The organism is Flaviaestuariibacter terrae, assembly GCF_054777635.1.
Window position 1 is genome coordinate 974,518 of the sequence record NZ_BAAHAL010000006.1, and the last position, 25,571, is coordinate 1,000,088.

General features: G+C 59.4%; 18 protein-coding genes. 6 read left to right on the forward strand and 12 right to left on the reverse strand.

The window, feature by feature from the left end; all coding sequences use genetic code 11:
- Positions 1-2 precede the first annotated feature (2 nt).
- The 3 genes from ACYU7Z_RS05015 to ACYU7Z_RS05025 form a co-directional block, all read right to left on the reverse strand.
- Positions 3-1,013, reverse strand: a complete 1,011-nt coding sequence (locus ACYU7Z_RS05015) for a DHH family phosphoesterase (protein WP_460568008.1) — start codon at positions 1,011-1,013, stop codon at positions 3-5.
- 61 nt (positions 1,014-1,074) lie between these two features.
- Positions 1,075-1,875 (reverse strand): M23 family metallopeptidase, encoded by an 801-nt coding sequence (locus tag ACYU7Z_RS05020; RefSeq protein ID WP_460568010.1) that lies wholly within the window; start codon positions 1,873-1,875, stop codon positions 1,075-1,077.
- A gap of 35 nt (positions 1,876-1,910) precedes the next feature.
- Positions 1,911-3,287: a hypothetical protein gene (locus ACYU7Z_RS05025; RefSeq protein ID WP_460568012.1), complete on the reverse strand. Its 1,377-nt coding sequence runs from the start codon at positions 3,285-3,287 to the stop codon at positions 1,911-1,913.
- Between the two features lie 93 nt (positions 3,288-3,380).
- Between ACYU7Z_RS05025 and ACYU7Z_RS05030 the strand changes: the two genes are divergently transcribed.
- On the forward strand, positions 3,381-4,955 hold the full coding sequence (locus ACYU7Z_RS05030; protein WP_460568014.1) for an NAD(P)/FAD-dependent oxidoreductase: 1,575 nt from the start codon (positions 3,381-3,383) through the stop codon (positions 4,953-4,955).
- 3 nt (positions 4,956-4,958) lie between these two features.
- Here the strand turns inward: ACYU7Z_RS05030 and ACYU7Z_RS05035 are convergent, their stop codons facing one another.
- On the reverse strand, positions 4,959-5,396 hold the full coding sequence (locus tag ACYU7Z_RS05035; RefSeq protein WP_460568016.1) for a hypothetical protein: 438 nt from the start codon (positions 5,394-5,396) through the stop codon (positions 4,959-4,961).
- 4 nt (positions 5,397-5,400) lie between these two features.
- Complete coding sequence (locus tag ACYU7Z_RS05040; protein WP_460568018.1) at positions 5,401-6,846, reverse strand: M48 family metalloprotease; 1,446 nt, start codon at positions 6,844-6,846, stop codon at positions 5,401-5,403.
- Positions 6,847-6,940: 94 nt separating this feature from the next.
- Between ACYU7Z_RS05040 and ACYU7Z_RS05045 the strand changes: the two genes are divergently transcribed.
- On the forward strand, positions 6,941-7,357 hold the full coding sequence (locus tag ACYU7Z_RS05045) for a nucleoside-diphosphate kinase (RefSeq protein WP_460568020.1): 417 nt from the start codon (positions 6,941-6,943) through the stop codon (positions 7,355-7,357).
- A gap of 118 nt (positions 7,358-7,475) precedes the next feature.
- On the opposite strand, the gene ACYU7Z_RS05050 is transcribed toward ACYU7Z_RS05045, so the two are convergent.
- From ACYU7Z_RS05050 to ACYU7Z_RS05060, 3 genes are all read right to left on the reverse strand, one after another.
- The gene (locus ACYU7Z_RS05050; RefSeq protein ID WP_460568022.1) at positions 7,476-8,393 is read right to left on the reverse strand and encodes a TraB/GumN family protein; all 918 of its coding nucleotides are present in this window, start codon (positions 8,391-8,393) and stop codon (positions 7,476-7,478) included.
- A gap of 224 nt (positions 8,394-8,617) precedes the next feature.
- A complete protein-coding gene (locus ACYU7Z_RS05055; RefSeq protein WP_460568024.1) occupies positions 8,618-10,534 on the reverse strand; it encodes a UbiD family decarboxylase in 1,917 nt (638 codons plus the stop codon).
- Between the two features lie 220 nt (positions 10,535-10,754).
- Positions 10,755-11,603, reverse strand: coding sequence for a DUF6089 family protein (locus ACYU7Z_RS05060; protein WP_460568026.1), 849 nt, complete (start codon positions 11,601-11,603; stop codon positions 10,755-10,757).
- A 107-nt stretch (positions 11,604-11,710) separates the two neighbouring features.
- On the opposite strand from ACYU7Z_RS05060, the gene ACYU7Z_RS05065 reads away from it, so the two are divergent.
- Positions 11,711-13,756, forward strand: a complete 2,046-nt coding sequence (locus ACYU7Z_RS05065; protein ID WP_460568028.1) for a M13 family metallopeptidase — start codon at positions 11,711-11,713, stop codon at positions 13,754-13,756.
- A gap of 237 nt (positions 13,757-13,993) precedes the next feature.
- Here ACYU7Z_RS05065 and ACYU7Z_RS05070 read toward each other — a convergent pair whose 3' ends face one another.
- Together ACYU7Z_RS05070 and ACYU7Z_RS05075 are read right to left on the reverse strand one after the other, a co-directional pair.
- Positions 13,994-14,998 carry a dipeptide epimerase gene (locus ACYU7Z_RS05070; protein WP_460568030.1) on the reverse strand — a complete coding sequence of 335 codons (1,005 nt, stop codon included), beginning with the start codon at positions 14,996-14,998 and terminating at the stop codon, positions 13,994-13,996.
- A gap of 26 nt (positions 14,999-15,024) precedes the next feature.
- Complete coding sequence (locus tag ACYU7Z_RS05075) at positions 15,025-17,715, reverse strand: 4-alpha-glucanotransferase (protein ID WP_460568032.1); 2,691 nt, start codon at positions 17,713-17,715, stop codon at positions 15,025-15,027.
- 156 nt (positions 17,716-17,871) lie between these two features.
- Between ACYU7Z_RS05075 and ACYU7Z_RS05080 the strand changes: the two genes are divergently transcribed.
- Entirely contained in the window at positions 17,872-18,021 is a 150-nt protein-coding gene (locus tag ACYU7Z_RS05080; protein ID WP_460568034.1) for a hypothetical protein, read from the forward strand.
- Positions 18,022-18,389: 368 nt separating this feature from the next.
- Here ACYU7Z_RS05080 and dnaK read toward each other — a convergent pair whose 3' ends face one another.
- A complete protein-coding gene (gene dnaK / locus ACYU7Z_RS05085; protein ID WP_460568036.1) occupies positions 18,390-20,294 on the reverse strand; it encodes an Hsp70 family protein in 1,905 nt (634 codons plus the stop codon).
- Between the two features lie 965 nt (positions 20,295-21,259).
- Between dnaK and ACYU7Z_RS05090 the strand changes: the two genes are divergently transcribed.
- Positions 21,260-22,663, forward strand: coding sequence for a DUF4403 family protein (locus ACYU7Z_RS05090; protein ID WP_460568038.1), 1,404 nt, complete (start codon positions 21,260-21,262; stop codon positions 22,661-22,663).
- A gap of 233 nt (positions 22,664-22,896) precedes the next feature.
- Here the strand turns inward: ACYU7Z_RS05090 and ACYU7Z_RS05095 are convergent, their stop codons facing one another.
- Positions 22,897-23,412 carry a GtrA family protein gene (locus ACYU7Z_RS05095; RefSeq protein ID WP_460568040.1) on the reverse strand — a complete coding sequence of 172 codons (516 nt, stop codon included), beginning with the start codon at positions 23,410-23,412 and terminating at the stop codon, positions 22,897-22,899.
- Between the two features lie 167 nt (positions 23,413-23,579).
- Here ACYU7Z_RS05095 and argS point away from each other — a divergent pair, with 167 nt between their 5' ends.
- Positions 23,580-25,454 carry an arginine--tRNA ligase gene (argS, locus tag ACYU7Z_RS05100; protein ID WP_460568042.1) on the forward strand — a complete coding sequence of 625 codons (1,875 nt, stop codon included), beginning with the start codon at positions 23,580-23,582 and terminating at the stop codon, positions 25,452-25,454.
- The last annotated feature ends 117 nt before the right edge of the window (positions 25,455-25,571 follow it).

The window sequence follows — 25,571 nt, forward strand, 5'->3', positions numbered from 1 at the left end:
GTTTATTGTAAAATCGAACTGTTTTGCTGGATGGCTTCGCGGAAGCGCTTCACCGTATCCACGAGTGACGCGCTGTCGCGGCCGCCGGCGGCGTTGAAATGCCCCCCGCCTTCGAACCAGGTTCGGGCGAAGGTATTGCAATCGAAGGTGCCCTTGCTCCGGAACGACCACTTGCGCTCTTCGTCGCGGTCGATGCAAAGCCCCACGAGCTTGATCCCCTGGATCGACAGCGGGTAATTCACGAGCCCTTCGGTATCGCCGGTCTTGATGTCAAACTTGAGCAGGTCGGCCTTCGGGATCGATATGAGGGCCGTATTGAGCTCGTAGATCACTTCCATGCGGTTGGCAAGCACGTGGCCGAGAAAGCGAAGACGGTTCTCGAGGTAATTGTCGTACAGCTGCTCGTGCACGCGGGTATGATCAAGCCCCTGCTCCTTGAGGTGCGCGGCCATGCGGTGCGTCGATGCCTTTGTCGACGAAAAGCGGAACGAGCCCGTATCGGCAACGACGCCTGCATAGAGGCATTCGGCAATCTGCACGTTAACAAGCTCGCGGTGACCCGAATCCACGATAAAATCATACACCATCTCGCAGGTGGAGCTCTTGCCGGTATCGGATACACCGTACTGGAACATCTGCTCGTCGGGCTCCTGGTGGTGATCGATGAGGATCTTGACACAGGAGAGCGCGGACAGCTTCGGAGCCATCGTCTTGGTGCGCCCCATGTGGTTGAAGTCGAGGCAGAACAGCCAGTCGGCGGAGTCGAGCCACTCGTCGGCCGCAGCGCGCTCGAGCTCGTAGTCGAGCACCTCGCGGGCGCCCGGCATCCAATCAACCCAGCGCGCCCAGTTGGTCGGCGAGATCACCTGCACGCTGTGCCCCAGCTGCAGCAGGAAGTGGCGCAGGCCGAGGGTGGAGCCCATCGCGTCGGCGTCGGGCTTCTGGTGCATGGTAATGGCGATGCGGCGGGTCGGGCCGCTGAGCAAGGGGTATATTTCGGAAAGGGGCTGCATAGAAGTCGGCAAACCTACGGCAAAAAAGCGAAGGGGCAGCCCGCCGCCGGCGAAAGCAGCGTCAATAGGAGCGCGTATAGGTGACGCCCTCTTTCAGCCGCACGGAACCCGCATCGGTGCGGAAGCTGCCCGGCCAGGTCTTCCAGCCTTCGTAGCTGCCGGTGATAAGGGCGAAGTGCAGGTGGGGACCGTCGGTGAACCCTACGTTGCCGCTCAGCGCGATCGGGTCGCCGGCCTGTACCACGTCGCCGGGCTTTACCTGTGCGCCGTTCTGCCGGATATGGGCGTAGTAGCCAAAAGTGCCGTCGGCGTGGAGGATGGTGATATTGTTGTTGAATTGCTTGCACGACGGATCGGCACAGTGGCGGTCGTTGCTTTGCACCACATCGACAACGGTGCCGCCGCGCACGGCGCGGAGCTGCGTGCCTTCGGGCATCGAAAAGTCGAGCGCGTATTCGCCCTGGTGCGAGAAGTTGCCGTTGTAGCCCTGGTGGAGTCGGTATTGCTCCCCCTTGCTGAAAGGAAGCAGGTACGTCGTGTCGGAAGGATGTGCCGTGACATCACCCATGGCGATGCGGTAGCTGAACTTCATAGCGTACGATTTGCCCGGCCGCGCGGCGCTGAGCACGCCGATCCGGAATTTGTCCGAATGCGAAGGAACGAGGAATTGCATCCGGCTTCCCTCCGAAAAGGCGAGGTTCGTGTTTTCCATTTTGAACAGCAGCGACACCGGGTACCATTCGGGATTGCTGGCGTAGAGCACGATGCTGTCGCCCACTCGCTCGCTGGAAACTTTGGCGCGGGGCTGCGCGGCGGCGGCGATGGCCTGGATCAGAAACAACAACAGGAAGGCTTGTTTCATAGCAGTGGTTTTTGGTACTGCAAAGGTAAGCCCTGTCAGGGTCGCTTTCGGTAGATGCCCACCGTGTCGGCAAACCGGAAATAGCGCGGGTCGAAGGAGCCGTAGTCGAACTGCCCCCACTTCCCGAAGAATACTTTGTTGGGACCGCTGATCCAGTCGAACTCTCCGGGATAATCTTCCGCGATGATCGACGCGCTCCGGCCGCATTCGATGGTGGAGAGGAGCCAGAACTCGTAGGGCGTTCCCCAGGACTGCAGCAGCGTGTCCTTCGGCCAGCCACCGGCCGGGATGATCCATTTCTTTTCCGCAGACTTCGCATTCGCGGCCAGCAGCTCCCGGTGCCAGTTCAGCCGCGCGGTATAGAGTTGATGCGTTTCATAAACACGTAGTACGCACACGAAGCAAACCGTCGCGATGAGCCCTGCCTGGACGCGCGGCGAGGGAATTGCCGGAAGCACATCGTAGGCCAGCGGCACCGCGACGATGATCGCCAGCGGCAGGTACATGTTTTCAAAGTAAAACTGGTCGCCGCCCTCGGGGTAGCTGATGTTGACCAGGAAGGCATAGCCGAAAAAGAAGGCCGCCTGCAGCGCCGCTTTCCGCCAGGCGCCCCTCGATCCGTAGAAATACAGGCAGCCGCCGAGACCGACCGGTACGAAATAATAGTCGTGGATGAAGTAGCGCAGCAGGCGCGCGTTCGCCGGCATGCTGAAATAGTCGGGAAACCGCGAAACGATATTTCCGAAGCCCGACATCTTATCCTGGTCGTACGAATTGCCGAGGAGGAGCGACTTGATGGCAAAGATCGCGAGGCCTGCGCCGAGGAGGCTGTACAGAAGCCCGCGCCGCCCGGTACCGATACACAGGAACAGCAGCACGAAGGCGAAGGGAAACAGCAGCAGCGGGTGGGCAAAGCCGACCGTGAGCAGCAGCACCGGTGCCGCGAACAGGAAGTGCTCCGGTATCCGGTCGCCGGCACGCGCGCGATCGAGCAGGGCGAGGAACAGGAAGAAGAAGGCAGCACCCTGCGGGAGCTCCGACTGGATCCAATAAAAGCTGTGTGTCGTCATCAGCACGAGGAAGAGCAGGTAGGCGCCCGCCACACGCGTGTTTTTCAGCCAGCTCGCTATAACGAAGAACACCAGCGCCGGGAGCAGCACGAAGGAAAGCGAGTACAGCAGCGTGATGGCCGCGAGCGACAGGCCGGCGCGGGCACCCAACAGCGGGAACAGCTGCGTGAAAAAGGCGGCGAACCGGTTGTTCTGGATCGCGAGGCTGTCGTCGTGCAGGATGCGAAACAAATGAAACGAGATGTCGAGGAAGACGGCGCGCTCCTTGTAAAACAGGGCGGCAAGGCCAAGGAGCAATGCGAAGGTGATAGCCCCGATACGAAGCAGGTTCTTGAGCGACATGGTTGGTTCGGCCGCACTCTTCGGGCGCGGCAGGCTGCCGAAGATAGCCGGAATTGGCCGACTGCCGCAAAGCCTCTATTTTAGCCCCGATTTATGCCAACTGCGATTATTATCGGCGCCGGCCCCGCGGGCCTCACCGCGGCCTATGAGCTCCTCCAGCATACCGACATCCGCCCCATCCTCATTGAGCAGGACAGCCAGGTAGGCGGCATTTCCAAGACCGTTAACTACAAGGGCAACCGCATCGACCTCGGTGGCCACCGCTTCTTCTCGAAGTCGGATGCCGTGATCGACTGGTGGCTGCAGTTCCTGCCGCTGGCCGGAAATATCCGCCCGGAAGACCTCGAGCTGACCTACCGAAACCAGAAGAAAAAACTGGCTGGCGATGCGCGCAATGGCACCGACGACGAAGCGGTCATGTTGCTGCGTCCGCGGAAAAGCCGCATCTACTACGGCGGCAAATTTTTCGACTACCCCCTTCGGCTCAACTGGACCACGCTCGCCAATCTTGGCTTTGTGAAGCTGACGCGGATCGCTGCCACCTATGCCGCCGCCAAAGCGCGGCCCATCCGTCCCGAGCTGACGCTCGAAGATTTTTTTATCAACCAGTTCGGCCGCGAATTGTACAGGACCTTTTTCAAGGAGTATACGGAGAAGGTCTGGGGCGTTCCCTGCCAGGAGCTGCCCGCTACCTGGGGTCAGCAGCGGGTGAAAGACCTCAATGTGGGCAAGGCCCTGCTGGATGCCCTGCAATCGCTTGTGCGCCGCGATCGCTCGCTGAACCAGAAAACCAAAAGCACCTCGCTCATCGAGCAGTTCTTATACCCGATGCATGGCCCCGGGCAAATGTGGGAAACCGTTGCCGCCGGGATCGAGCGGCTCGGTGGCGAGATCCGGCTCAACACGAGCGTCGAGCGTATCCGCTGCGCGGAGGCTGGTACCGTGGAGTCGGTAACCATCCGCGACGCCAAAACCGGTGCCGTCAGCGAGCTGGCAGGCGATCATGTTTTGTCTACGATGCCGATCAGGACCCTCGTAAACAGCCTCGACGGCTGCGCCGTGCCCGACGAGGTACGCCAGGTGGCCGAGGGGCTCGAATACCGCGACTTCCTCATCGTGGGCCTGCTCACGCGGCGCCTGTTGAAAGAAGACCGCGAGGGTATTCCGATCACCGATAACTGGATCTATTTGCAGGACGGCGGTATTCGCGCCGGCCGCATGCAGCTGTTTCACAACTGGAGCCCCGGGATGATCGCCGAGCCGGGCATGCGCTGGATCGGCGTGGAATATTTCTGCAACGAAAGCGATGACTTCTGGCAGCAAAGCGACGAGGCGATCCGGATGCAGGCCATCGCCGAGATGGAGCGCATCGGGTTTATCGATCCCGCGCAGGTGCTCGACGCCACGGTGATCCGCGTGCCGAAGGCCTATCCCTCCTACTACGGCAGCTTCGAGCAATTCCCGGTGGTACAGGATTGGCTCAACACGTTCAACAACCTTTGGTTCATGGGCCGCAACGGCATGCACCGCTACAACAATACCGACCACAGCATGCTCACGGCGATGGCGGTGGTAGACCTCATTCGCGGCACGGCGAGCGACAAAGCCGCCACCTGGAATATCAACGCAGAAATGGAATACCACGAGGCAACAGACGGCAAGGACTGAGCGTCAGCTTCGCGGAAAGTGAACGGAGACGGCATGCGCACTCCGCTCCAGCAGGTCGAAGTTGCCTGCGTCGAGCTCTATCTCCGCTACCGGCGGGCTGCCGATCGTGAGCACGGTCAACTTCGTGAAGAGGACTTTCTTCTCGCGCACGGCCCGCACATCGCGCCACGGAATAAGCAGCGGCGGGTGAAAGAGTCGAAAGAGGAACACCGGCTTCAGATAAAATCCGTCCCGCCCGATCCACAGCACGAGGCAATTGCGGTAGCCGACGCCGTTGATTCCGGCCGAGGTAATACCGATACGCCTGCCATCGAAGGGAAGGTCGTACCGGTATTCCGCCGCCAGCTTGTCCCAGCCTCTTTTTGCCAGTGTCCGGAAGACGACCGGAACCAGCACAACAAATAAAAGCGGGAAATAGGGAATGAATTGCTCCGGATGCATAGCCTTAATGACCTACAGTTTTGATAAGCGTGCCGCGTGCCACGTTGTCGGTAAGCTCCATGCCATTGAGGATGGCCAGCTCGGTGAGCCTGCTTTCCGGTGTACCCAAAGCGGTCAGCACCTGGCGGAGCGTACCGGCCGTACCGACGGTCTTGACACGAACGCGCTCGGGAACGCGGTTCAGCTTATTGGGATCAGTCAGCGCGCGGAAGCCTTCCATGACCGATGTGAACTGACCTTCGTAGGCCGGGTAGTCGGTGGAAGCCGACACGCCGATCAGGTGGTAGATCGCGTTGTTGTACTGGATGAAATACGACAGCGTCCGGATCGTGCCTCCGCTTTGCTGCTGCTGGTCGGCCACTACGATCAGTGCAGGCAGCCCATTGACCGTAGAATTACGGGAGCTGCGCGCCGTGAGCTGGAACTTCTGGAGTTGCGCCGTCGCTGCTTCCTGGAGGTTGGTACCGGGGGCAAGCGTCAGTATCATGAGGGCCTTGCCATCCTGCGGCGCCATCTGGAACTGCTGTGGCGAGTTTTGTGTTTGCCAGCCTTGCGGCACGGGAAACTGGAAGCGAAGCTCGGGATGGTAGAAGGCGCCCCCTTCCACGAAGCCCTGGCGCGGGTCGGCGCCGTACACGATACCCTCGATGCGGCGCAGGTAGGAGTCGCGGTTGACCTTCAGGTTAGCCGTGTTGCCGGTTTTCTGCTGCCATTCGGTGGCGAGCTGGTTGACGGTCACGAAGCGGTCGCCCGGGTCGGGGTGCGTGCTGAGGAAGGGCGGCAGGGCCTCACCGCCGTGCGATTGCGTTTCGCGCTTCAGCGTGTTGAAGAAGTCGGCCATGCGGTGTGCGTCGTAGCCCAGCTTCGTCGAGTATTCCACACCGAGCTCGTCGGCCTGGCGCTCGTCGTCGCGGCTGAATTTGAGGAGCAGCAGTCCCAGTCCCTGCGAGGCCTGCTGCGCGAATTGCCCGAGGTTGGGATTGATGATGACACCGGCGAGAATTCCCACCTGCCCGAGGATCTGGTTGCGCTGCTGGATAACGGAGTGGCGCGCCGTTACGTGGCCGGTTTCGTGGCCGAGAACGCCTTCCATCTGGGCCTCGTCGTTGAAGTAGGCCATGATGCCGCGGGTGAAGTACACGTAGCCGCCGGGGGTGGCAAAGGCGTTGATGACGTCGGCATCGAGGATCTTGTAGTTCCATTGGAGGTTGGGCCGGTGGCTCACGGCGGCTACGGCGCCGCCGCGCTCGCGGATGTAGCGCTGCAGGGCACTGTCGGGGTAAAGCCCGAACTGGGCCACGATCTCGGGGTCGGCCTGCGCCCCCTGCTGGATCTCGGAGGCCTCGGAGGTAAAGACCACCTGCTTCTTGCCCGTTACCGGGTTGCGGGCGCAGGAGTTGATGAGCGCGATGGCTCCGGCCAGGGAGCCGAACAAAAGAAGTCGTTTCATAAAAGCATCTATTGAGTCAAATCCAATCAAAAACTGAGCCTTGCCAAAAATAGGGAGCGTGCCCGTATCTTCGCGCCGCAAAACAGCAAGCATTATGACCAACCGCACATTTACGATGATCAAGCCCGACGCCATGCGCAATGGCCATGCCGGTGCGATCCTGGATAAAATCATTAAGGCCGGCTTCCGCGTCGTTGCCCTGAAGCAAACCAAGCTCAGCCTGGAGAAGGCTGGCGAGTTCTACGCCGTTCACAAAGAGCGCCCCTTCTACGGTGAGCTCACCCAGTTCATGAGCAGCGGCCTTATCATCGCCGCCATCCTCGAAAAAGACAACGCCGTAGCCGACTTCCGCAAGCTCATCGGCGCCACCAACCCCGCCCAGGCCGAGGAAGGCACGATCCGCAAGGAGTTCGCCACTTCGGTAGGCGAGAACGCCGTACACGGCTCCGACAGCGACGAGAACGCGAAGATCGAAGGCGACTTCTTCTTCTCGGGCCTCGAGCAGTTCTAATGCTCCCGGAAGACAGCAGAAACCTATCCTGCAGCCAAACCGATACGTCGAAATAGCACGATAGAAAAGCCCGGATAAACGTATCCGGGCTTTCTTATTCTCCCCTAATTGCAAGAAACTAAAGACTCTTTTCGAGTTTTTTCAGCATGTTGTTGGCCACGGGCTCCACGGTATAGCCGGCCTTGCGGAGGAGGCTGATGACGCCCTTGTCGCCGGGCAGGTGCCCCGCTCCCACCGCCACCACTACCGAATGCTGCGGCATCAGGTCGCCGAGCTTCCGCACCCAGTCCACGTTGCGGCGGTACAGCAGCACGTCCATGTACTGCTCCATCCCGGCATTCTCGCGAACGGTGATGGCGGCCAGCTTGTCAAGACGCTGCGCCACATAGGCCTGCATCATTTCCTCGAACTCCTGCCGGCTGTCGCCCTTGCCGTAATTCTTTACATAATCCACCAGCTGCTGCGCCTGCAGGCGGTAAGGTATCGAGTCGAAGATGCTCATCTGGAAGGCCATCGTTTCAAGTCCGCGGATGCCGCGGTGCTGCTCTCGGGCCTCCACCATGATCAGCTGCTCCATGCCCACGGGATTTTCACAGGTCATGTCGGCCTCCATCAGTGCCGAAGCGGCTAGCATCGGCTTGAATTTCTCGAGCATCGCAAAGGGGATCATCCCCGGCTTGGCGGCAAAGAAGTTGCGTACCGAATCGTAAGCTGTGCGCGGAAGCAGGTCGGCAAGCGTGGTGTCGCCGTTCATCTTCATCTTGTTCATGACGCCCATCAGCTCCTGCATGTTTTCCATGTCGAGCTCGAGGTATACGTAGTCGGAGCGCTTGATGGCGTCGCGGAGGCTGTCGCTCAGGTCGATGCGGGTGGCGCACAGCATATGCATCGTGCCGAAGAGATACGAGGGCTGCTTCAGGTCTTTCCCCGAAACCCGCCACAGGAGCGTATTTTCGTCGGCTGCCGCGTCTTTGTTTTGGGCAGGCGCGCTTACCGCTGCCACGAGCAGCAAGAGGCCCAGGAGGATGCGTTTCATGTGTCTTTCGTTTGGGTTAGCAACCGGCGGCATGGATGCGGTGGATCGTCCCCAAATGCGGCGTACGGCTATCTGCGCTTGTATAGTTCAAGGGGAGTGCCAAAGTCGGCAATCGGCAATCGCTAATCGGCAATGCTGAAGCGCGAAGAAAAAAGGCAGCCTGTACAGACTGACTCTCTTACTGCCGATTCCCGATTCCCGATTGACGATTCACGATTCACGATTCACGACGCTACCGCCTCTTCTCCATACATCTGGTCGCGGAAGCGCAGCGAGGGCGAGGAAATGAACGGGCCGATCTCCAGGCTGTCCCACTTGGCGTCGACGCTGCGGATGGTGGCGTCGTCGGCCACGATGATGTTGGGCCAGTCGCGGCGGAAGCCATCGAGCTCCGCGGTCTTGCGGGTGCCGTCCATGCCCAGGCACGCGCTCCGGTGCGCGGGGTCGGAGGCGGCAGGGCCCTCCCACAGGAACGAGTCGCGGCGCGGGTCGAGGTTGTTGCAAAAGCGCCAGAGCGCCACGCCAAGGTCGTTCGCGTCAACATTATGCTCCACGTAAAGCAACAGCTTCACGCCTTCGAGCTCGGGCCGCTTCGCCAGTGCCTCGTGCAGCTCGCGCACGTGGTTGGGACGATCCTTGGCCACCGACAGTAATAATACGGGAATCTCCTGCTGCAGCAGTTCGCTGTTGACGAACCGGACCTCCGGAAAGGCTTCGCTGATAAAGGAGAGATCGCGGGCGCCGTTGGTGAAGAGGTAGCGGTCGTCCACTTCCTCCTCGTGCTTCGCGGTGCCGTCAATACACATCTTGCCACCGTACCCGAGCTTGCTGCAGCTGTGGTCAAGCACGTCCATGGGTCCCTGCGAGAAATAGATATCGGTTGCCGGGTTGACATTGCGGAACACGTATTGCGCCAGCGACTTGTAGTCCTGTATCTGCACGCCTTCGTCGGCAAGCACCAGGATCTTATTGAACATCATCTGGCCGGCGCCCCACATGGCGTTCATCACCTTCTGGCCCTGCCCGGCGTAATCCTTCTGGATCTGTGCGATCACGAGGTTGTGGGCCACGCCCTCCACGGGCATATCCATATCCTTGATCTCGGGGATGAGCGTCATCTTCATCGGCGCGAGGAAAATCCGCTCGGAGGCTTTAATGAGCCAGGCGTCTTCCTGCGGCGGTATCCCGACGATAGTGGCCGGGTACACCGCATTCTTCCGGTGCGTGATGGCCGTGATATGAAAGCGCGGGTACCAGTCGGGGAGCGAGTAGTAACCGGTATGGTCGCCGAAGGGTCCTTCCCAGATCGGCTCCTCCGAAGGATCCACATAGCCTTCGATGATGAAGTCGGCGTCGGCAGGCACTTCGATCTCGGGCTGCGTGATACAGCGAACGAGCTCCACTTTCCGCTTGCGGAGAAAGCCGGCCAGCATGAATTCATCCACGTTGTCGGGCAGTGGCGCGGTTGCCGAATAGGCATAGGCCGGGTCGCCGCCAAGGGCTACCGCCACGGGCATCTTTTTCCCGAGCTTCTTGTATTCGTTGTAATGCCGCGCCGATACCTTGTGCTTGTGCCAGTGCATCCCGGTGAGCGTTTTGTCGAACACCTGCATGCGGTACATGCCGACATTGCGGATACCGGTATGCGGATCTTTGGTATGAATCACCGGCAGCGTCACGAAGGGGCCGCCATCCTTGGGCCAGCACGTGATCACCGGGAGCTTTGTGATGTCGGGGTCGGTCATGACCACCTGCTGGCATTCACCGCGGCCGCTTTTCACCTTGGGCATCCAGCCCGAAAATTCGGCGAGCCGGGGCAGCATCCGCAGCTTGTCCATGATCCCTTCCTTCGGCGCCGACAACATCTTGAAGAGCCCTTCGATCTCGTGGGCCACTTCGTCGAGCTGCTGCACACCGAGCGCAAGACACATCCGCCGCTCGGAGCCATAGGCATTCATCAGCACCGGGAAATTGTAGCCTGTATTCTCAAAGAGGAGCGCCTTGCCGCCGCCGGCTGTCTTCGATACCCGGTCGGTGATCTCCGCGATCTCCAGCTTCGGGTCTACAAAGGTCTTGATACGCAACAACTCGCCTTCCCGTTCCAGTACGTCGATAAAATGCTGCAGGTTCTTGAATGCCATTGTGCAAAGGTAGCCCCCTGTCCCCCAAAGGGGGCACCTGTGAGCTAGCTTTCCTTACGAAAAGGACCATTCTTTATTGTCGAAACAAATATTGTTGAATGATTCAAATGCGCTGCGTGGACAACAAGCAACGGACATCTGGAATCACGTCACCTACAGATGGATGGTTCAGCGGAGAAGAACCGTCCGACCTATGTGCCCCCTTCGGGGGACAGGGGGCTTACTCCACTCCCTTCGGGCATCCATAGCGCCGGTCGGAGCCGCGGCCACCGCCGTTGCCAAGACGAAACTGCAGGTGCAACCCGGTGAAGTAATAGAGGTCCTTGCGCCGTTCGGACCCGCGCATCGTTCCCTTGTCGGGGTACGCCGCCGAAGGATCGACCTCGGGCCGGCGGAAGGCGAGCTCCACGGCTTTGGAGCCGCGGGTTGCCAGCAGGTCGTTGGCGTCGGCATAGGTGCTGCTGACGTCATCGAGGTAGTCGGTAAATGTTTTCCGGATGCCGACCTCGAGACCGAGCTGCCAGCGGTCGCTGATTGCGTAGGTGACACCGCCGCCGAACGGGATCGCAAGCTGTGTCAGGTGATAGGCCTTGCGGTCGGGGTATTGCGGAAGCCCCTGCCCTTCGGTGCCGAGCGGCATCAGGTACCATTTCTGTCCCGACGAATCGTAGGTGTACGGGTTGAAATGAAACAGGGCGACACCGCCGAATACATAGGGCGACCAGCGGGTATCCTCGAGGTTGAAGAAGGTGTACTGGGCCACGAGGCTGGCCTCGGTAAGTTTCGTGGCGAAGCTGAAGTTGCGCACGCGCAGTTCTTCTTTCGTGTTGTAGCGATCGCTGGCTTCAAGGCTCGAGAGCGTGAATCCGCCGCGAAGGGCAAGGCGCGGGGCAAGATCATAAGAGGCAGTGAGGCCGATGGCCGGGCGGGCAAAGCGGCCCTGAAAGTTGCTGCTTTGCAGGTCGCCGCCGTACTGGCTGACGCCCCCGAAAAGGCCGATACGAAGGGGAGATTGGGCAAACGAACAAAGAGACAAGAGCAGGGCGGTGACGGTTAGCTGGATCCGCATGAAGGTTGGTGTTTTCGCGCAAGCAGGCAAATTTGGGGCCACTCGTCACATTAACAAGAGCATGCGCGCCGTTTCTTTTATTTTCACGGCACAACTCCCGAAATCTTATGCGTCAATTCTTGTTTCCTGCGGCCGCCGCTACCCTGCTATTGGCCGCCTGCAACCAGCAAGCTACCGTTGCCGGCGCCACCATCGACAGCCCGGCCGCGGACAGCCTCTATTCGAATCGTGATACAACCGTCAGCCCGCGCGACGACTTCTTCGACTATGCCAACGGCGGCTGGATCAAGCGCCACCCGATCCCCGACGATCAAAGCTCATGGACCATCGGCCATGCCGTGCAGGAAGACCTCTACGACCGCCTCCGCCATATCAATGAAAGCTCGCTCAATGCAAGCGGCGGCACTGAGCAGAAAGTCGGCAACTTCTGGTGGAGCGCGATGGACTCCACGGGCTCCGAGCAGCAGAAGCTCCAGCCCATTCAGCCCGAGCTCGCAGCCATCGCCGGCACAAAAGACCTGAAAAGCTTCCTCGACGTACTCGCCGGTCTGCAGATGAAAGGCATTGGCGCCGGCTTCAACCCCTCGGTGGCCCAGGACGCCAAAAACTCCGATGCCATGTCCCTGTACCTGAACCAGGGCGGGCTTGGACTTCCGAACCGCGATTACTATTTCAACACGGATGCGCGCACCGTGGGCATCCGCAGCGCTTACCAGGATTACGTGCGGAGCGTATTTGCCGCCCTGGGCAGTGACTCTGTTGCCGCCACGCAAAAGGCTGCCACGCACCTTGCCTTCGAGACACGCCTCGCCAAGGCATCGCGCAAGCTCGAAGACCTGCGTGATCCCTACCGCAACTACAACAAGATGACGATGACGGAGCTTGACAAGCTTTGCCCGGCCATCAACTGGAAAGACCTGCTTGGTAAGGAAGACGTGCACGGCGTCGACACCGTGATCGTGGGCCAGCCTGAATTTTACCAGGAGCTCAACGCGGCACTCCGCAGCACGCCGCTGCCGGTGCTGCAGGACTACCTCCGGTTTCACCTCGTTCGCGGAACAGCTCCGTATTTAGACAGCACAACCTATCTCTCCTATTTCAATTTCTACGGAAAGAAGCTGCGTGGCGCGCAAAAGCCGAAAGCCCGCTGGAAGCGCATGCTCGACCTCGAGAACACGCTGATGGGCGAAGCCCTCGGTAAGGTGTTCGTAACGGAGTTCTTCCCGCAGGAAGCCAAGGACCGCTACTCCAGGATGGTGGAAGACATCCGCACCGCACTGAAAGAACGCATCGAGAAACTCGACTGGATGAGCGACAGCACGAAGCAGAAAGCCTATCACAAGCTCGCGACAATGAAAAAGAAAGTGGGCTACCCCGACAAGTGGAAAGACTTTTCGGCGATGAAGATCGAGCGGCAGCCGCTGGTGCGCAATGTGCTTGCCGCAAACGACTGGTGGCATCACTACGAAGTGAACAAGCTGGGCAAGCCCGTCGACCGCGACGAGTGGGAAATGAACCCGCAGGAATACAACGCGTACTACAACCCAAGCAACAACGAGATCGTGCTGCCTGCCGGCATCTTCACCGTACCCGGTTATAAAGACAATCAGCTCGACGACGCGCTTGTGTATGGCTACGCCGGCGCCACCACCATCGGCCACGAGATTACCCATGGATTTGACGATGAAGGACGCCAGTACGACGAGAAGGGCAACCTGAAGGCCTGGTGGACAGCCAAAGACTCCGCCGCCTTCGCGCAGCGCGCCGCGTACATGGTGCGCCAGTTCAACGAATACGTGGTGGTGGATACAATGCACATCAACGGTAAGGCCACGCTCGGTGAGAACATCGCCGACCTCGGTGGTGCCATCCTCGGCCTCGAAGCCTTCAAGAAGACCGACACCTACAAGAGTGGAAAGCTGGTGAACGGGATGACGCCGCTGCAGCGCTACTTCCTTGGCTACGCGCTTGGATGGCTGGGCCACACGCGCCAGGAAGAACTCGCCAACCGCCTCCTCACCGACGTGCATGCGCCGGCCAAATGGCGTGTGAACGGACCCTTCGTGAATGTTCCGGAATTCTATGAAGCCTTCGGTATCAAGCCGGGCGACAAGATGTACCGGGCAGACAGCCTGCGGGTACGTATCTGGTAACGCTCACGCAGATCGCGCAGATCACGCAGATATATAAGACAAAAGGCTCGCGTTGCGAGCCTTTTGTTATTTGCTGGCACAGCGAAGCGAGCTTCTGCATGACGCGAACCACCTGCATCATTCAGAGTGAACGGTGTTCAGATCGTGGAGTTTGCTTCGCTGCGCTCGCAATGACGTCGGCCGATCACTATGCGAATCGCCTGCGTTCTTATCTGCGTTATCCGCGCTATCTGCGTGCTACTTCTCGTACGGCTCCGGGTTAAACCGAATACCCAATCCAGGGTCTACAGATGTTGCAATCAAGCCATCTGTCCCATACTCCAGGCCGGTCGCCAGGTCCTGGCTGAGAAGCAGCGGCCCGTCAGCGTCGATATAATCGGCCAGTACCGAGAGGTGCGCGATGGCGGCCGAGCCCACGGAGCTTTCATTCATCGAGCCGATCATCACCTTGAGCCCGAGCTCGCGCGCACGGCTGATCATCCGCAGCGCCGGCGTGATGCCACTGCACTTGGTCAGCTTGATGTTGATGCCGTGAAAGTGTCCGGCGCATTTTTCGACGTCGCTTTCAAACACGCAGCTTTCGTCGGCCAGTAACGGCAACGGCGATACATCCATCAACCGTTTCATACCGTCCCAGTCATCTTTGGCAAGCGGCTGCTCTATGAACTCCACACCGAGCTGCGCCAGCGCGTTGATCTTTTCGATCGCCTCGTCAACCCTCCAGGCGGCGTTGGCGTCGATGCGGAACGTCGCGTCGGTATGCTTGCGCAATGATTCCACGATCTCTATGTCGCGGTCGGTGCCCAGCTTGATCTTGTACAGCGGCCAGGGCTTCGCCTGCATCTTCTCCAGCATCTTTTCGATACTGTCGATACCGATGGTAAAGTCGGTGATGGGGGCTTTCGGTGCAGCGGGCATCCAGAAGTCGCGGAGGGGCTTGCGCTTCATCTTGCCGAAAAGATCCCAGCCTGCGATGTCGAGGGCACACACGAGAAACGGGTTTGCCGGGTACAGGTGATGCAGGTAGTGCCAGTAGCGCTCCGGCTCGGTGAAGGCAAATTTCTCCACGAACAGTTTCTTGCGCTCCAGGTCGGCCGCTAGCTTCTCCGTCGTGATATCGTAATACGCGATGGCAGGTGCTTCCCCAAAGCCAACGTGGCCCAGGTGTTCCAGGGCCACGATGAGTGTCGGCTGATGCGTTTTGGTCCCTTTCGAGATCGTAAAGGGATCGCGGAAGGGCAAGTCATACGTTCGGTACCAAAGGCGCATTATCGTCCGCTATTGCTTATGTATTCGCTGAGCTCGTTATTGAACTCCTTCTCCTTAACCAGCTGCTCAAGTCCCAGGTGCATGCGGTAGCGCCAGTAGTGCTTCGGGTCGGCGGGCTGGTTGATGCGCTCCTCCTGCGGGTTGTCGCGGCGAAGCGTGTCGCTCATGCCCAGCAGGTCCTGCAGCTGGAAGATGCTCCACATTGCCGGCGAGTACAGGTGCTGCAGCACGATGGCCCGGTTGATCCAGCTGTCGCAGAAATACGGTGCGGCGCCGTGCGATTCGAGCACTTCGTTGAAGAAGCGCTGCGTTCGGCCGCGGTCCTCTTCCCACCAGCCCCGGATGGTGCTCATGTCGTGCGTCGAAGGGGTGACCACGCTGAGGTAGGGCGCCGTCTTCGGGTGGAAGAATTCGGTAGTCGGGTCTTTCGGCATCCGCTGGATCTCCAGGCTAAGAATGCCCAGATCCTTCATCACCGTCGGCACCGTTGCGGGCACCATGCCGAGGTCCTCGCCACAAATGAGCATATGCGTGGCGGCCTTCAGCGCGGGGAGCTTGCGGAGCGCCTCGTGCTTCCAGAAGTCGTCCTGGCGACGGAAGAAATAGTCGACATACAGGTCGTTGAGACGGGCGCGTGTGCTGTCGTCAAGGTGACGGAAGGAGCTCGTCTTGTCGATGGAAATACGGAAGTGATAATTGGTGCCGTTGGAGCCGGGCTCCTCGAAAAAGAGGATGTTGGCCACTAGGTCGTAGAGTCCTTGCCTGAGGGCGTCGTTCTCCTCGTTGGCTTCCTGCTCCGCGAAGTATGCTTCCACCTTGCGCTGCGTATTGAAGGCCTCGAGCAGGTCGTAGCCACCGCGGTTGTTTTGCTGGAGGAAGTGCTCGCGTACAAACTGGGCGCGGTCGCCGAAGAGCTCGCCCAATACGGCATCCGTGATGTAGGGGCGGCAATAGCGGTCGTAGTCGAACCAGATGCCGCGCTCGCCAAACTCGTGGTGTCGGATGGGCAGGGCCGGGATAAAGCGGCCGAGGATACCTTCCACCGCGTCGAGGGGAATGCTCCAGATGCGGAAGAAGCCGAGGATATGGTCGATGCGGAAGGCGTCAAAGTAGTTCGACATCTGCTCGAAGCGACGCTTCCACCAGCGGAAGCCGTCTTCCTGCATCCGCTCCCAGTTGTACGTGGGGAAGCCCCAGTTCTGGCCCTTCACGGCGAAGTCGTCGGGCGGCGCGCCGGCCTGCCAGTCCATGTGGTACAGGTCGGGCTCCTGCCACGCATCTACGCTGTAGCGGTAGATGCCGATCGGGATATCACCTTTCAGCACGATGCCGCGCTTGTGGATGTACTCCACGGCTTCGCGGAGCTGCAGGTGCAGGTGGTATTGAACGAAATAGTAGAAGCGGATATCCTTGCCGGTCTTCGAGCGGTTGCTCACGAGGCGGTCCACTTCCTGGTCGTTGTACACGTTGTTGGTCTTCCACTGGTTGTAGTCGGCAGTGCCGAACTTGTCGCGCAGGTGACTGAAGGTGGCGTAGGCTTTCAGCCAGTGGTCGTTGTGGGCCACGAAGTCCTTGAAGGTCTCGTCGCGGAGAAACTCGTCGCCGTCGGCCTCGTAGAGCTCGCGGAGCACCTGCATCTTGATCTTCATCACCTCCTCGTAATCGATCTCGGGAAGGCTGTTAAGCTGCTTTTGCTTTTTGCTGAGCGACTTGAGCGAGGAAGCGCCCTTCTTGCCCGCCACCTTGGCGAGGTTGATGTACTGCGGGTGCAGCGCAAAGGCCGAAATGGCGGCGTAGGGATAAGAATCGGCCTTCGTGAAGGTGGCCGATGTATCGTTGACGGGAAGCAGCTGTATCAGCTTCATGCCCACGCCGGAGGCCCAGTCGGCCAGGAGCTTGAGGTCGGCAAACTCACCGACACCAAAGGATGCCTGCGAGCGGAGCGAAAACACGGGGATCGCGATGCCCGCTCCTTTCCAGCTGCTGTTGGGGAGGCGCACGAAGCCGTCGTGGAGGATGGTCAGCGCCTGGGGCTCGTCGGTGCCCATGAGGCTGCGGTTGGCACCGTCCTCGTAGTTCGCGAAATGTGCTTTCTTGAAGTTGTAGATGCCGTATTTATACTGTACCGGGAAGCGGTGATCGGCAAGGTCGATCTTGGCCGTCCACCAGTCGCCGCTGCGCTCCAGGAGCACGGGCTTGTCGGCGTCCCAGTTGCCGAGGGCGTCGCCGTCGCCGAGGAGGCATACGCATTCGTTGGGGTGGAGCAGCGGGGCCTTCACACGAAACTGGTGCGTGTAGGTCTTGGCCTTGCGTACGCGCGGCGAGGAGCTGTGGCTGAAGAATACGTCGGTGAAGGGAGCGGTATAAAAGGCGTTCTCGAATTCGCCGGCATAATTCCAGGTATCGATGAGCACGATGTTGAGCGCCGTCTTTTTCGAAAGGGCTACCGTGCGGTGCTGCTCGGCGTCGGTTACCAGCTCGCCGTGCTCGTTGTGGAGTAGGTAGTGGTACTCGAGCGTTTCCGTTTCCTTCGGATCCACCTCGATGGCAACATGCCAGAACTCATCGTTCAGGAAGCGCATCGGCAGCGCGGCCGCCTCATCGGAGGCGCCCATGGCCAGCAGGTTTCCCGACACGGAAAGCGATTGGCCGAAGCGGGTGTGAAAGCGCAGGTAAAAATCGATCTTCATCAATGCAAGAATTGGCGAGGGTTGGAGAATTATTGTGTGTGGGGCACACAATGTCTGCGAAAATAGGAAAGGGCACCGACCTGAAAAAGGTCAAAATAGAATTGGGGCCGATTTGCGCACTCTCCCCTATTTTTGCCAAAATTTTTTCTGATGGAAGTGAAACGCTCGAAACGCGGCATGTACTGGTTCCTGTTCTTCTTATCCACCGCCGCGCTCCTCCTCGCCATTGTCTTGCATTGGGAGTGGCTGACTCTTATCATCCCGTTCGTGACTACGTTCTTCGTTCTGGCGATGGACATCATCTAAGAGAGAATCTCGGATGTCTGATTTCGGATGTCTGATTTAACATACAGGCCCTGGGCGTTTGCCCGGGGCTTTTTTGTGCCCCTTTCAAATCCCGTCATTGCGAGCGCAGCTCCTTTCGGGCGTCATTGCGAGCGCAGCGAAGCAACCCCTTCCGCTATGCTCACAAAGCTCAATACCCGGTGCATCGGGTTTCGGCTGCAGACACATAGACGAAGGGCTTGCTTCGTCCGGCTCCACTCCGTTACGCCCTCCTCGCAATGACGGTTTCAACAGGCGTTGCCCCGTATCACGCAGCCTCAAACTACAAACCCCAAACTCCAAACTAAAAAAGGGCCCCTCAGGGCCCTTTTCTCTCTTAACCGTATCGTTTACTTCACTTCTTCAAATTCTGCGTCGGTCACGTTCTCGGAGCCGCCGCCTTGCTGGCCACCGGGCTGCTGGCCACCCATGTCGGGGCCGCCGGGCTGACCACCCGCCTGGTTGTACATGCTTTCGGATGCAGACGTCCAGGCTGCGTTCATTTCGGCCATCGCGGCGTCGATGCCGGCGAGGTCCTGGGCCTTGTGGGCTTCTTTCAGCTTCTCGAGCGAGGCTTCGATGGGCGCCTTCTTGTCGGCAGGCACCTTGTCGCCAAACTCCTTCAGCTGCTTCTCGGTCTGGAAGATCATCGAGTCGGCCGCGTTGACCTTCTCGACGCGCTCCTTCTCGGCCTTGTCGGAGGCTTCGTTGGCGCGGGCTTCGGCCTTCATCTTTTCCACTTCTTCCTTGCTGAGACCCGAGCCGGCTTCGATGCGGATCTTCTGCTCCTTGTTGGTGCCTTTGTCCTTGGCCGTTACATGGAGGATACCGTTGGCGTCGATGTCGAAGATCACTTCGATCTGCGGAACGCCGCGGGGGGCCGGCGGGATGCCGTCGAGGTTGAATACGCCAAGGCTCTTGTTCTGCGTTGCCATCGGGCGCTCGCCCTGGAGCACGTGGATCTGCACGCCGGGCTGGTTATCGGAAGCCGTGGAGAAGGTCTCCGACTTCTTCGTGGGAATGGTCGTGTTGGAGGGAATGAGGGTCGTCATAACGCCACCCATCGTTTCGATACCGAGCGACAGCGGGGTAACGTCGAGCAGCAGCACGTCCTTTACCTCCCCGGTGAGTACGGCACCCTGGATGGCAGCGCCGATGGCCACCACTTCATCGGGGTTCACACCCTTGTGGGGCTTGCGGCCGAAGAACTTCTCTACGATCTCCTGCACCTTGGGAATGCGGGTAGAGCCACCCACGAGGATCACCTCGTCGATCTGGGAGGTGCTCAGGCCGGCGTCTTTGAGGGCCTGCTCGCAGGGCTTCAGGCAGCGCGCGAAGAGGGTGTCGGCAAGCTGCTCGAACTTGGCGCGGGTAAGCTTCTTCACCAGGTGCTTGGGCACGCCGTCGATGGCCGTTACATAAGGCAGGTTGATCTCTGTTTCGGAAGAGGACGACAGTTCGACCTTGGCCTTTTCGGCAGCTTCCTTGAGGCGCTGCAGGGCCATCGGGTCTTTGCGCAGGTCGACGTTCTCGTCGGCGCGGAACTCCTCGGCGAGCCAGTCCATGATCACTTTGTCGAAGTCGTCGCCACCGAGGTGGGTGTCACCGTTGGTCGACTTTACCTCGAATACGCCTTCGCCGAGCTCCAGCACGGAGATGTCGAAGGTACCGCCGCCGAGGTCGAAGACGGCGATGTGGTGGTCCTTGCCGCCTTTGTCGAGGCCGTAGGCCAGGGCTGCCGCGGTGGGCTCGTTCACGATGCGGCGCACGTTGAGACCGGCGATCTCACCGGCTTCCTTGGTGGCCTGGCGCTGGGCGTCGTTGAAGTAGGCCGGTACCGTGATAACGGCGTCGGTCACTTCCTGGCCGAGGTAATCTTCAGCGGTCTTTTTCATTTTCTGCAGCACCATCGCGGAGATTTCCTGCGGGGTGTACAGGCGGCCATCGATGTCGATCCGCACGGTATTGTTGTCGCCCTTGGCTACTTTATAGCTCCAGTGGCTGATCTCTTCGGTTACTTCGTTGAACTGGCGGCCCATGAAGCGCTTCACGCTCATGATGGTGTTCTGCGGGTTGGTGATGGCCTGGCGTTTTGCCGGGTCGCCCACCTTGCGCTCGCCGTTTTTGAGGAACGCCACTACCGAGGGGGTTGTGCGGCGACCTTCGTCGTTGGCGATGACCACAGGCTCATTGCCTTCCATAACGGCCACGCAGCTGTTGGTCGTGCCTAAGTCTATACCGATAATCTTTCCCATTGCGTATACTGTTTTTGAATTCACCCTGTAGCATCAATCATTATGCCCCGGGGCAGGAATGTGCAATTTTGTCAGTGCTTCGCCCTTCGGCTAACGCTACGGGTGGCAATTGTCAGGTTGAGCTTAGCAAAACCTGTCATCCTGGGCGGGACAAGCGATGACATGGCAGACCGGGATAGATGAGCGAGAATTTTGCCCGGGATCTCCGGCGTACGGATTCCCCCGAGGCAAAGCGCCATTGGGTAGCCGCCAGGCGACTGCGTAAGCTCGGTCCGGGCCTGCGATGGCAAGATGTAAGCCTCCGATGGCGAGATGTAAGCGTGCGATGACAATTTGTAAGGGTGCGATGGGTAGTTGTAAGCGTCCGATGGGTCGCTGTAAGGGTGCGATGGGTAGTTGTAAGAGTGCGATGGCAAGTTGTAAGGGTGCGATGGCAAGATGTAACAGTCCGATGGGTAGATGTAAGGGTGCGATGGCAAGATGTAAGCGTGCGATGGCAAGATGGAAGCGTGCGCAGGCTCACTTGATGCGTGCGTTTGGGTAACGTATGCGTACGTATGCTTCCTCCGGCAGGTCAGCACGACTTGGTATTCGTCCGGGGGCCGCGTGGGGCCAGGCCGGGCAATCCCGTTATCCCGGGATCCCGAACCGGGCCGACGGCCCGGTGGTTCGCAAAGGCAGGACGGCACGACGGCACTACGGGAACACACAGCAAACCAGGCTATTGTTGCGTTTGCCGTCATTTTGTTCCCGCGTCGTCGTGCCGTCGTGCCGTTGCTTCGTCGTGCGCCATGCCGCTTGCGGCCGCATTGGCCGGCTCTAAGGGAAGAGATCCCGCCGGTGCGGGATGATGGCTGGGCAACCAGCCAGGGATGATGGAAAATTGTTGTCACAGCGGGTGCCGGCGAAGCGCTATTACCACATCAGCCCATCAGCACATTACCACATTAAGTATTTTGCACCCGATGAAACGCCTCCTGACCGCAGTCCTCCTGTTGCTGACCAGTACCGCCTTCGCCCAGAAAGGGCTGACCGACTCCGCCCGCCGCGTGCTCGATTCGCTGCCCGAGTCGGATATCGACATCCCGATCACCATCAATCTCCGCCCGCTGTATGCGCTGGCGGAGAAGAAAGTGGATACGGCCTTCGTGTCGCCGGGCTGGCCGGCCGGCTGGGTGCAGCCCGAGTGCGGCACCCGCTACAAGTACCACCTGCGCCGCTCGCCGCTCCGCTTCGCGGCATCGGGCACCTCCTTCAACCTAGCCTTCACCGGCTATTACAAGATCATCGGCTCCTCGCGGGCCTGCCTGAGCGGCACCGTGCTGAGCCCCTGGACACCCGAGTGCTCCTGTGGCGTCAGCGAGACCGAGCGCCGGATCGTGATCGGCTTCGGCGCCACGTTCCAGCTGCAGCCCGATTACCGGCTGCTGACGAAGATCGTGCGGCCCGAGCCGCAGGCGCTCGACAAATGCACGGTATGCTTTTGGGGGCAGGATGTTACGTCGACCGTCGTCGACGGCATCCGCGCCAAGCTCGACGCCTCCAAGAAAGAAATGGAAGATTCCTTCGGCGTCGTCAACCTCCGGCCCTACCTGCAGCAGGCCTGGAATAAGCTCAGCACGGTTTATGCAATTCCAGGTGCGGGCTACTTCTCGCTCCACCCCAAACGCCTCCGTATGGAAAATATCAAGGCCAGCAATGACCTCCTCAACATCTCGATAGGTATCTCGGCTACCCCCGTCGTTAGCCTGGCGCGCCCTGCCGAAGGCAGCAGCCCCGTTCCCAACCTGAGCAACGCGGCCCATCCCGGCGGCTTCAACATCTACCTCGAGGCCGCGCTGCAATACGACTCGCTGTCGCAGGTGATGAACCAGTACATGCTCCACAAGCGCTTCGACGTGTCCGACGGGCTCTTCAAAAAATATATCGTGGTGGAAGGCACCCGCGTCAGCTCCGACTCGACCGGTAACCTCCGCTTCCAGCTCGACTTCTCCGGCTCCTTCAACGGCACGGCGGTCTTTATCGGCAAGCCTGTGTACGACGGCGTCAAAAAGACCATCGAGGTGCAGGAGCTCGAGTACGACCTGCAAACGAAAAACCTCCTGCTCAAAGGCGCCAAGTGGCTGTTCAGCAAAAAGATCACCTCCGAACTGCAGAAATATGCCTCCTTCCCGATGCAGCCTTACTACGACAGCGCGGCGAAGAACATCAACGAGTGGCTCAACAAGGAATGGATGAAGGGCATCAAGGGCGCCGGCTCCGTAAGCGAGCTCAAGATCACCGGTCTCTGGGCCCTCCCCGACCACCTGAAGATCCGCACGAACTGCGCGGGCAAGCTGGCGGTGATCGTCAACGAGATCAACTTGTAGGCAGGTTGGATAGTTTTTATTTCCTGAAACGATCCTAACGTTTTTTGATACAAAAGCCCCGCTGATAGCGGGGCTTTCTATTTCAAATTTTCAATATTCAATTTTCAATTTTCAATGCTCAAGGACGGAGAAAGTGTAGCGGTACCCGGCTGCACTTGGATATTGAGCATTGAGCGTTGAAAATTGAATATTATCGGCCCAAAGAAAGATCAAAGAAAAAAGTACCCCCCGCACTAGCTGCCACCTTCGGTTGACAGGGGCCCTTTCCGAAACGAGAAGTACCGCTGCGACATATAGCTGAACAGGACCACGATCCCCGTGGTGATCATCAGCGACGGCGTGGGATAGAGGTGAAGTATTTCCACGAACAGCTTCAGCAGGGCGTAGTTCAGCACCATGCAGGCGAGGGCCACGAGGAGGTAGCGTACGAACTGGATGCGCCGGCGCAGGTACGAGCCCTGGAACACCACGAACATCGACAGGTAAAACCCCGTGGGAAAGGTGACGCAAAACGCGATCAGGAAGGCCGCGATGTGCGGCGTGAACGTCAGCGGGCCGAGGTGGAGCATCTGCTCGCCCAGCACGTAGTGGTAGATGATGTAATAGAGCACGATGTTGAACAGGGTATTGCCGCCGCCGCAGGCCGCGTAGCGAAACATCTGGATCGTCATCACCCGGCGGAAGGGCGGGTAGAACAGGTCGATGACGCGCAGCACAAAACTTCTGACGGTATGGTGAACCCGGTGCATGGGACGGCGAAGATAGTCTGCTAATGAAATAGTCTGCCAGTCTGCCAATACGGACAAAACCGGGAAGGGAGGCAGGTTCAGCGTGCCGATCCGAAGGCCGGCACATTAGCAGACTAGCAGACTAGCACATTAGGCCATTATCTTTGCGGCCTAATTTGAAGCAGAAAATGAGCCTTGTAGCCCGTGTCAAAGAAGTAAGTGCCGAAGCCATCAACCGCCTGTACGGGGCGTCGGTGAGCGCCGCCGACATCCTCGTGAGCCAGACGAAGCCCGAATTTGAAGGCGACTATACCGTGGTGCTGTTTGCATTGGTGAAGAGCCTCCGCAAGTCGCCCGAAGCCCTCGGCCAGGAGCTGGGCGCGGCGATCGTGGAGAGCAACCCGGAGCTGTTTACCCAGTTCAATGTCATCAAGGGCTTTCTCAACCTGACACTGGCCGACAGCGTGCTGCTCGGGTACCTGGCGTCGTCGCCGGAGCAGGCAGCAACGGGCAGAAAGGTGATGGTGGAGTACTCCTCCCCCAACACTAACAAGCCGCTGCACCTCGGGCACCTGCGCAACAACTTCCTGGGCTGGAGCGTCGCCGAGATCCTCAAGGCCGCCGGCAACGAGGTGATGAAAACCTGCATCGTCAACGACCGCGGGATCCACATCTGCAAAAGCATGATCGCCTGGCAGAAGCTCGCCAACGGCGCCACGCCGCAAAGCAGCGGCATGAAGGGTGACCATTTCGTGGGCCACTACTACGTTTTGTTTGAAAACGAGCTGAAGGCGGAGACCGAGCCCATCTTCGAGCGTCTCAAGAACGGCAAGTTCGACACGCTCGACGAAGCGCAGCGCATCAAGGCCGAAGCCATTTATAAGAACTGGGCCAACGGCGACCGCAAGGGCGAGGCCGCCCAGAAAGCCCTCGACGGGCTCAAGGAAATTGCCCGCGCGTCGACACCGGTGATGAAGGAAGCGCAGCAGATGCTCGTGGACTGGGAAGCCGGCAAGCCCGAAGTGATGCAGCTCTGGAAGCAGATGAACGGCTGGGTGTATGAAGGCTTTGACGCCACCTACAAGCGCATCGGCACCGACTTCGACAAAACCTATTACGAAAGCCAGACTTACCTGCTCGGCCGCGACATCGTGCAGGAAGGACTCGATAAAGGCGTCTTCTTCCGCAAGGACGACGGCTCCGTGTGGATCGACCTCAGCGCCGACGGCCTCGATGAAAAGCTTGTGCTTCGCAAGGACGGCACCTCGGTGTACATCACGCAGGACATGGGTCTTGCCGAGCAGAAGCACGACGAGTTCCCCTACGATCAAAGCCTCTACGTCATCGCCGATGAGCAGAACTACCACATGAAGGTGCTGCAGCTTATACTTAAGAAGCTGGGTCGCCCCTATGCCGACGGGATCCATCACCTGAGCTACGGGATGGTGGAGCTGCCCACGGGCCGGATGAAAAGCCGCGAGGGCACGGTAGTAGATGCCGACGACCTCGTAGACGAAATGGTACAGGTAGCCGAGACCGAAACGAAGGAGCACAGCAAGACCGACGACTTCAGCGAAGGCGAGCTCAGGGAGCTTTATGAAACCATCGCCCTCGGTGCGCTCAAGTTCTTCCTGCTGCATGTCGACCCCAAAAAGAAGATGCTTTTCAACCCCGAGGAGACGATCAAGTTCCAGGGCTTCACGGGTCCGTTTATCCAGTACACCTATGCGCGGATTCGCTCGATCCTGCGCAAGGCCGGCGATGCCGGCACCGGCGCCCCCGCGCCCACTTCGCTCCTGCCGAAGGAGAAGGAGCTCCTGCTGCTCATTGAGCAGTTTGGCAGCACGGTGCAGCAGGCCGCGTCGGAATATAACCCCTCGGTGATCGCCAACTATGCCTTCACGCTGGCGAAGACCTACAACGGTTTCTATGCCGAGCATTCGGTGCTCAGTGCCGAGAGCGAGGAGAAGAAAGGCCTGCGCCTGCAGCTGTGCCGCCGCACGAGCGAGGTGCTGAAGGCCGCGATGGCGCTGCTGGGAATTCGCGTGCCGGAGCGAATGTAGGTTCCGGTGCTGGATACTTTGATATACGCCGAAAGTTGTTTGTTACGAAGCCCCGCCGATGGCGGGGCTTTGCCGTTCCAATTTTCAATGCTCAATACTCAATTCTCAAGTGGGGTA

What these genes read in the sequence shown, in the direction of transcription:
- argS (WP_460568042.1), top strand. Translation starts at nt 23,580, where the DNA reads ATGAGCCTTGTAGCCCGTGTCAAAGAAGTAAGTGCCGAAGCCATCAAC.
- ACYU7Z_RS05090 (WP_460568038.1), top strand. Translation starts at nt 21,260, where the DNA reads ATGAAACGCCTCCTGACCGCAGTCCTCCTGTTGCTGACCAGTACCGCC.
- ACYU7Z_RS05095 (WP_460568040.1), bottom strand. Translation starts at nt 23,412, where the DNA reads ATGCACCGGGTTCACCATACCGTCAGAAGTTTTGTGCTGCGCGTCATC.
- ACYU7Z_RS05050 (WP_460568022.1), bottom strand. Translation starts at nt 8,393, where the DNA reads ATGAAACGCATCCTCCTGGGCCTCTTGCTGCTCGTGGCAGCGGTAAGC.
- ACYU7Z_RS05055 (WP_460568024.1), bottom strand. Translation starts at nt 10,534, where the DNA reads ATGGCATTCAAGAACCTGCAGCATTTTATCGACGTACTGGAACGGGAA.
- ACYU7Z_RS05045 (WP_460568020.1), top strand. Translation starts at nt 6,941, where the DNA reads ATGACCAACCGCACATTTACGATGATCAAGCCCGACGCCATGCGCAAT.
- ACYU7Z_RS05030 (WP_460568014.1), top strand. Translation starts at nt 3,381, where the DNA reads ATGCCAACTGCGATTATTATCGGCGCCGGCCCCGCGGGCCTCACCGCG.
- ACYU7Z_RS05065 (WP_460568028.1), top strand. Translation starts at nt 11,711, where the DNA reads ATGCGTCAATTCTTGTTTCCTGCGGCCGCCGCTACCCTGCTATTGGCC.
- ACYU7Z_RS05015 (WP_460568008.1), bottom strand. Translation starts at nt 1,013, where the DNA reads ATGCAGCCCCTTTCCGAAATATACCCCTTGCTCAGCGGCCCGACCCGC.
- ACYU7Z_RS05040 (WP_460568018.1), bottom strand. Translation starts at nt 6,846, where the DNA reads ATGAAACGACTTCTTTTGTTCGGCTCCCTGGCCGGAGCCATCGCGCTC.
- ACYU7Z_RS05035 (WP_460568016.1), bottom strand. Translation starts at nt 5,396, where the DNA reads ATGCATCCGGAGCAATTCATTCCCTATTTCCCGCTTTTATTTGTTGTG.
- ACYU7Z_RS05020 (WP_460568010.1), bottom strand. Translation starts at nt 1,875, where the DNA reads ATGAAACAAGCCTTCCTGTTGTTGTTTCTGATCCAGGCCATCGCCGCC.
- ACYU7Z_RS05025 (WP_460568012.1), bottom strand. Translation starts at nt 3,287, where the DNA reads ATGTCGCTCAAGAACCTGCTTCGTATCGGGGCTATCACCTTCGCATTG.
- dnaK (WP_460568036.1), bottom strand. Translation starts at nt 20,294, where the DNA reads ATGGGAAAGATTATCGGTATAGACTTAGGCACGACCAACAGCTGCGTG.
- ACYU7Z_RS05060 (WP_460568026.1), bottom strand. Translation starts at nt 11,603, where the DNA reads ATGCGGATCCAGCTAACCGTCACCGCCCTGCTCTTGTCTCTTTGTTCG.
- ACYU7Z_RS05075 (WP_460568032.1), bottom strand. Translation starts at nt 17,715, where the DNA reads ATGAAGATCGATTTTTACCTGCGCTTTCACACCCGCTTCGGCCAATCG.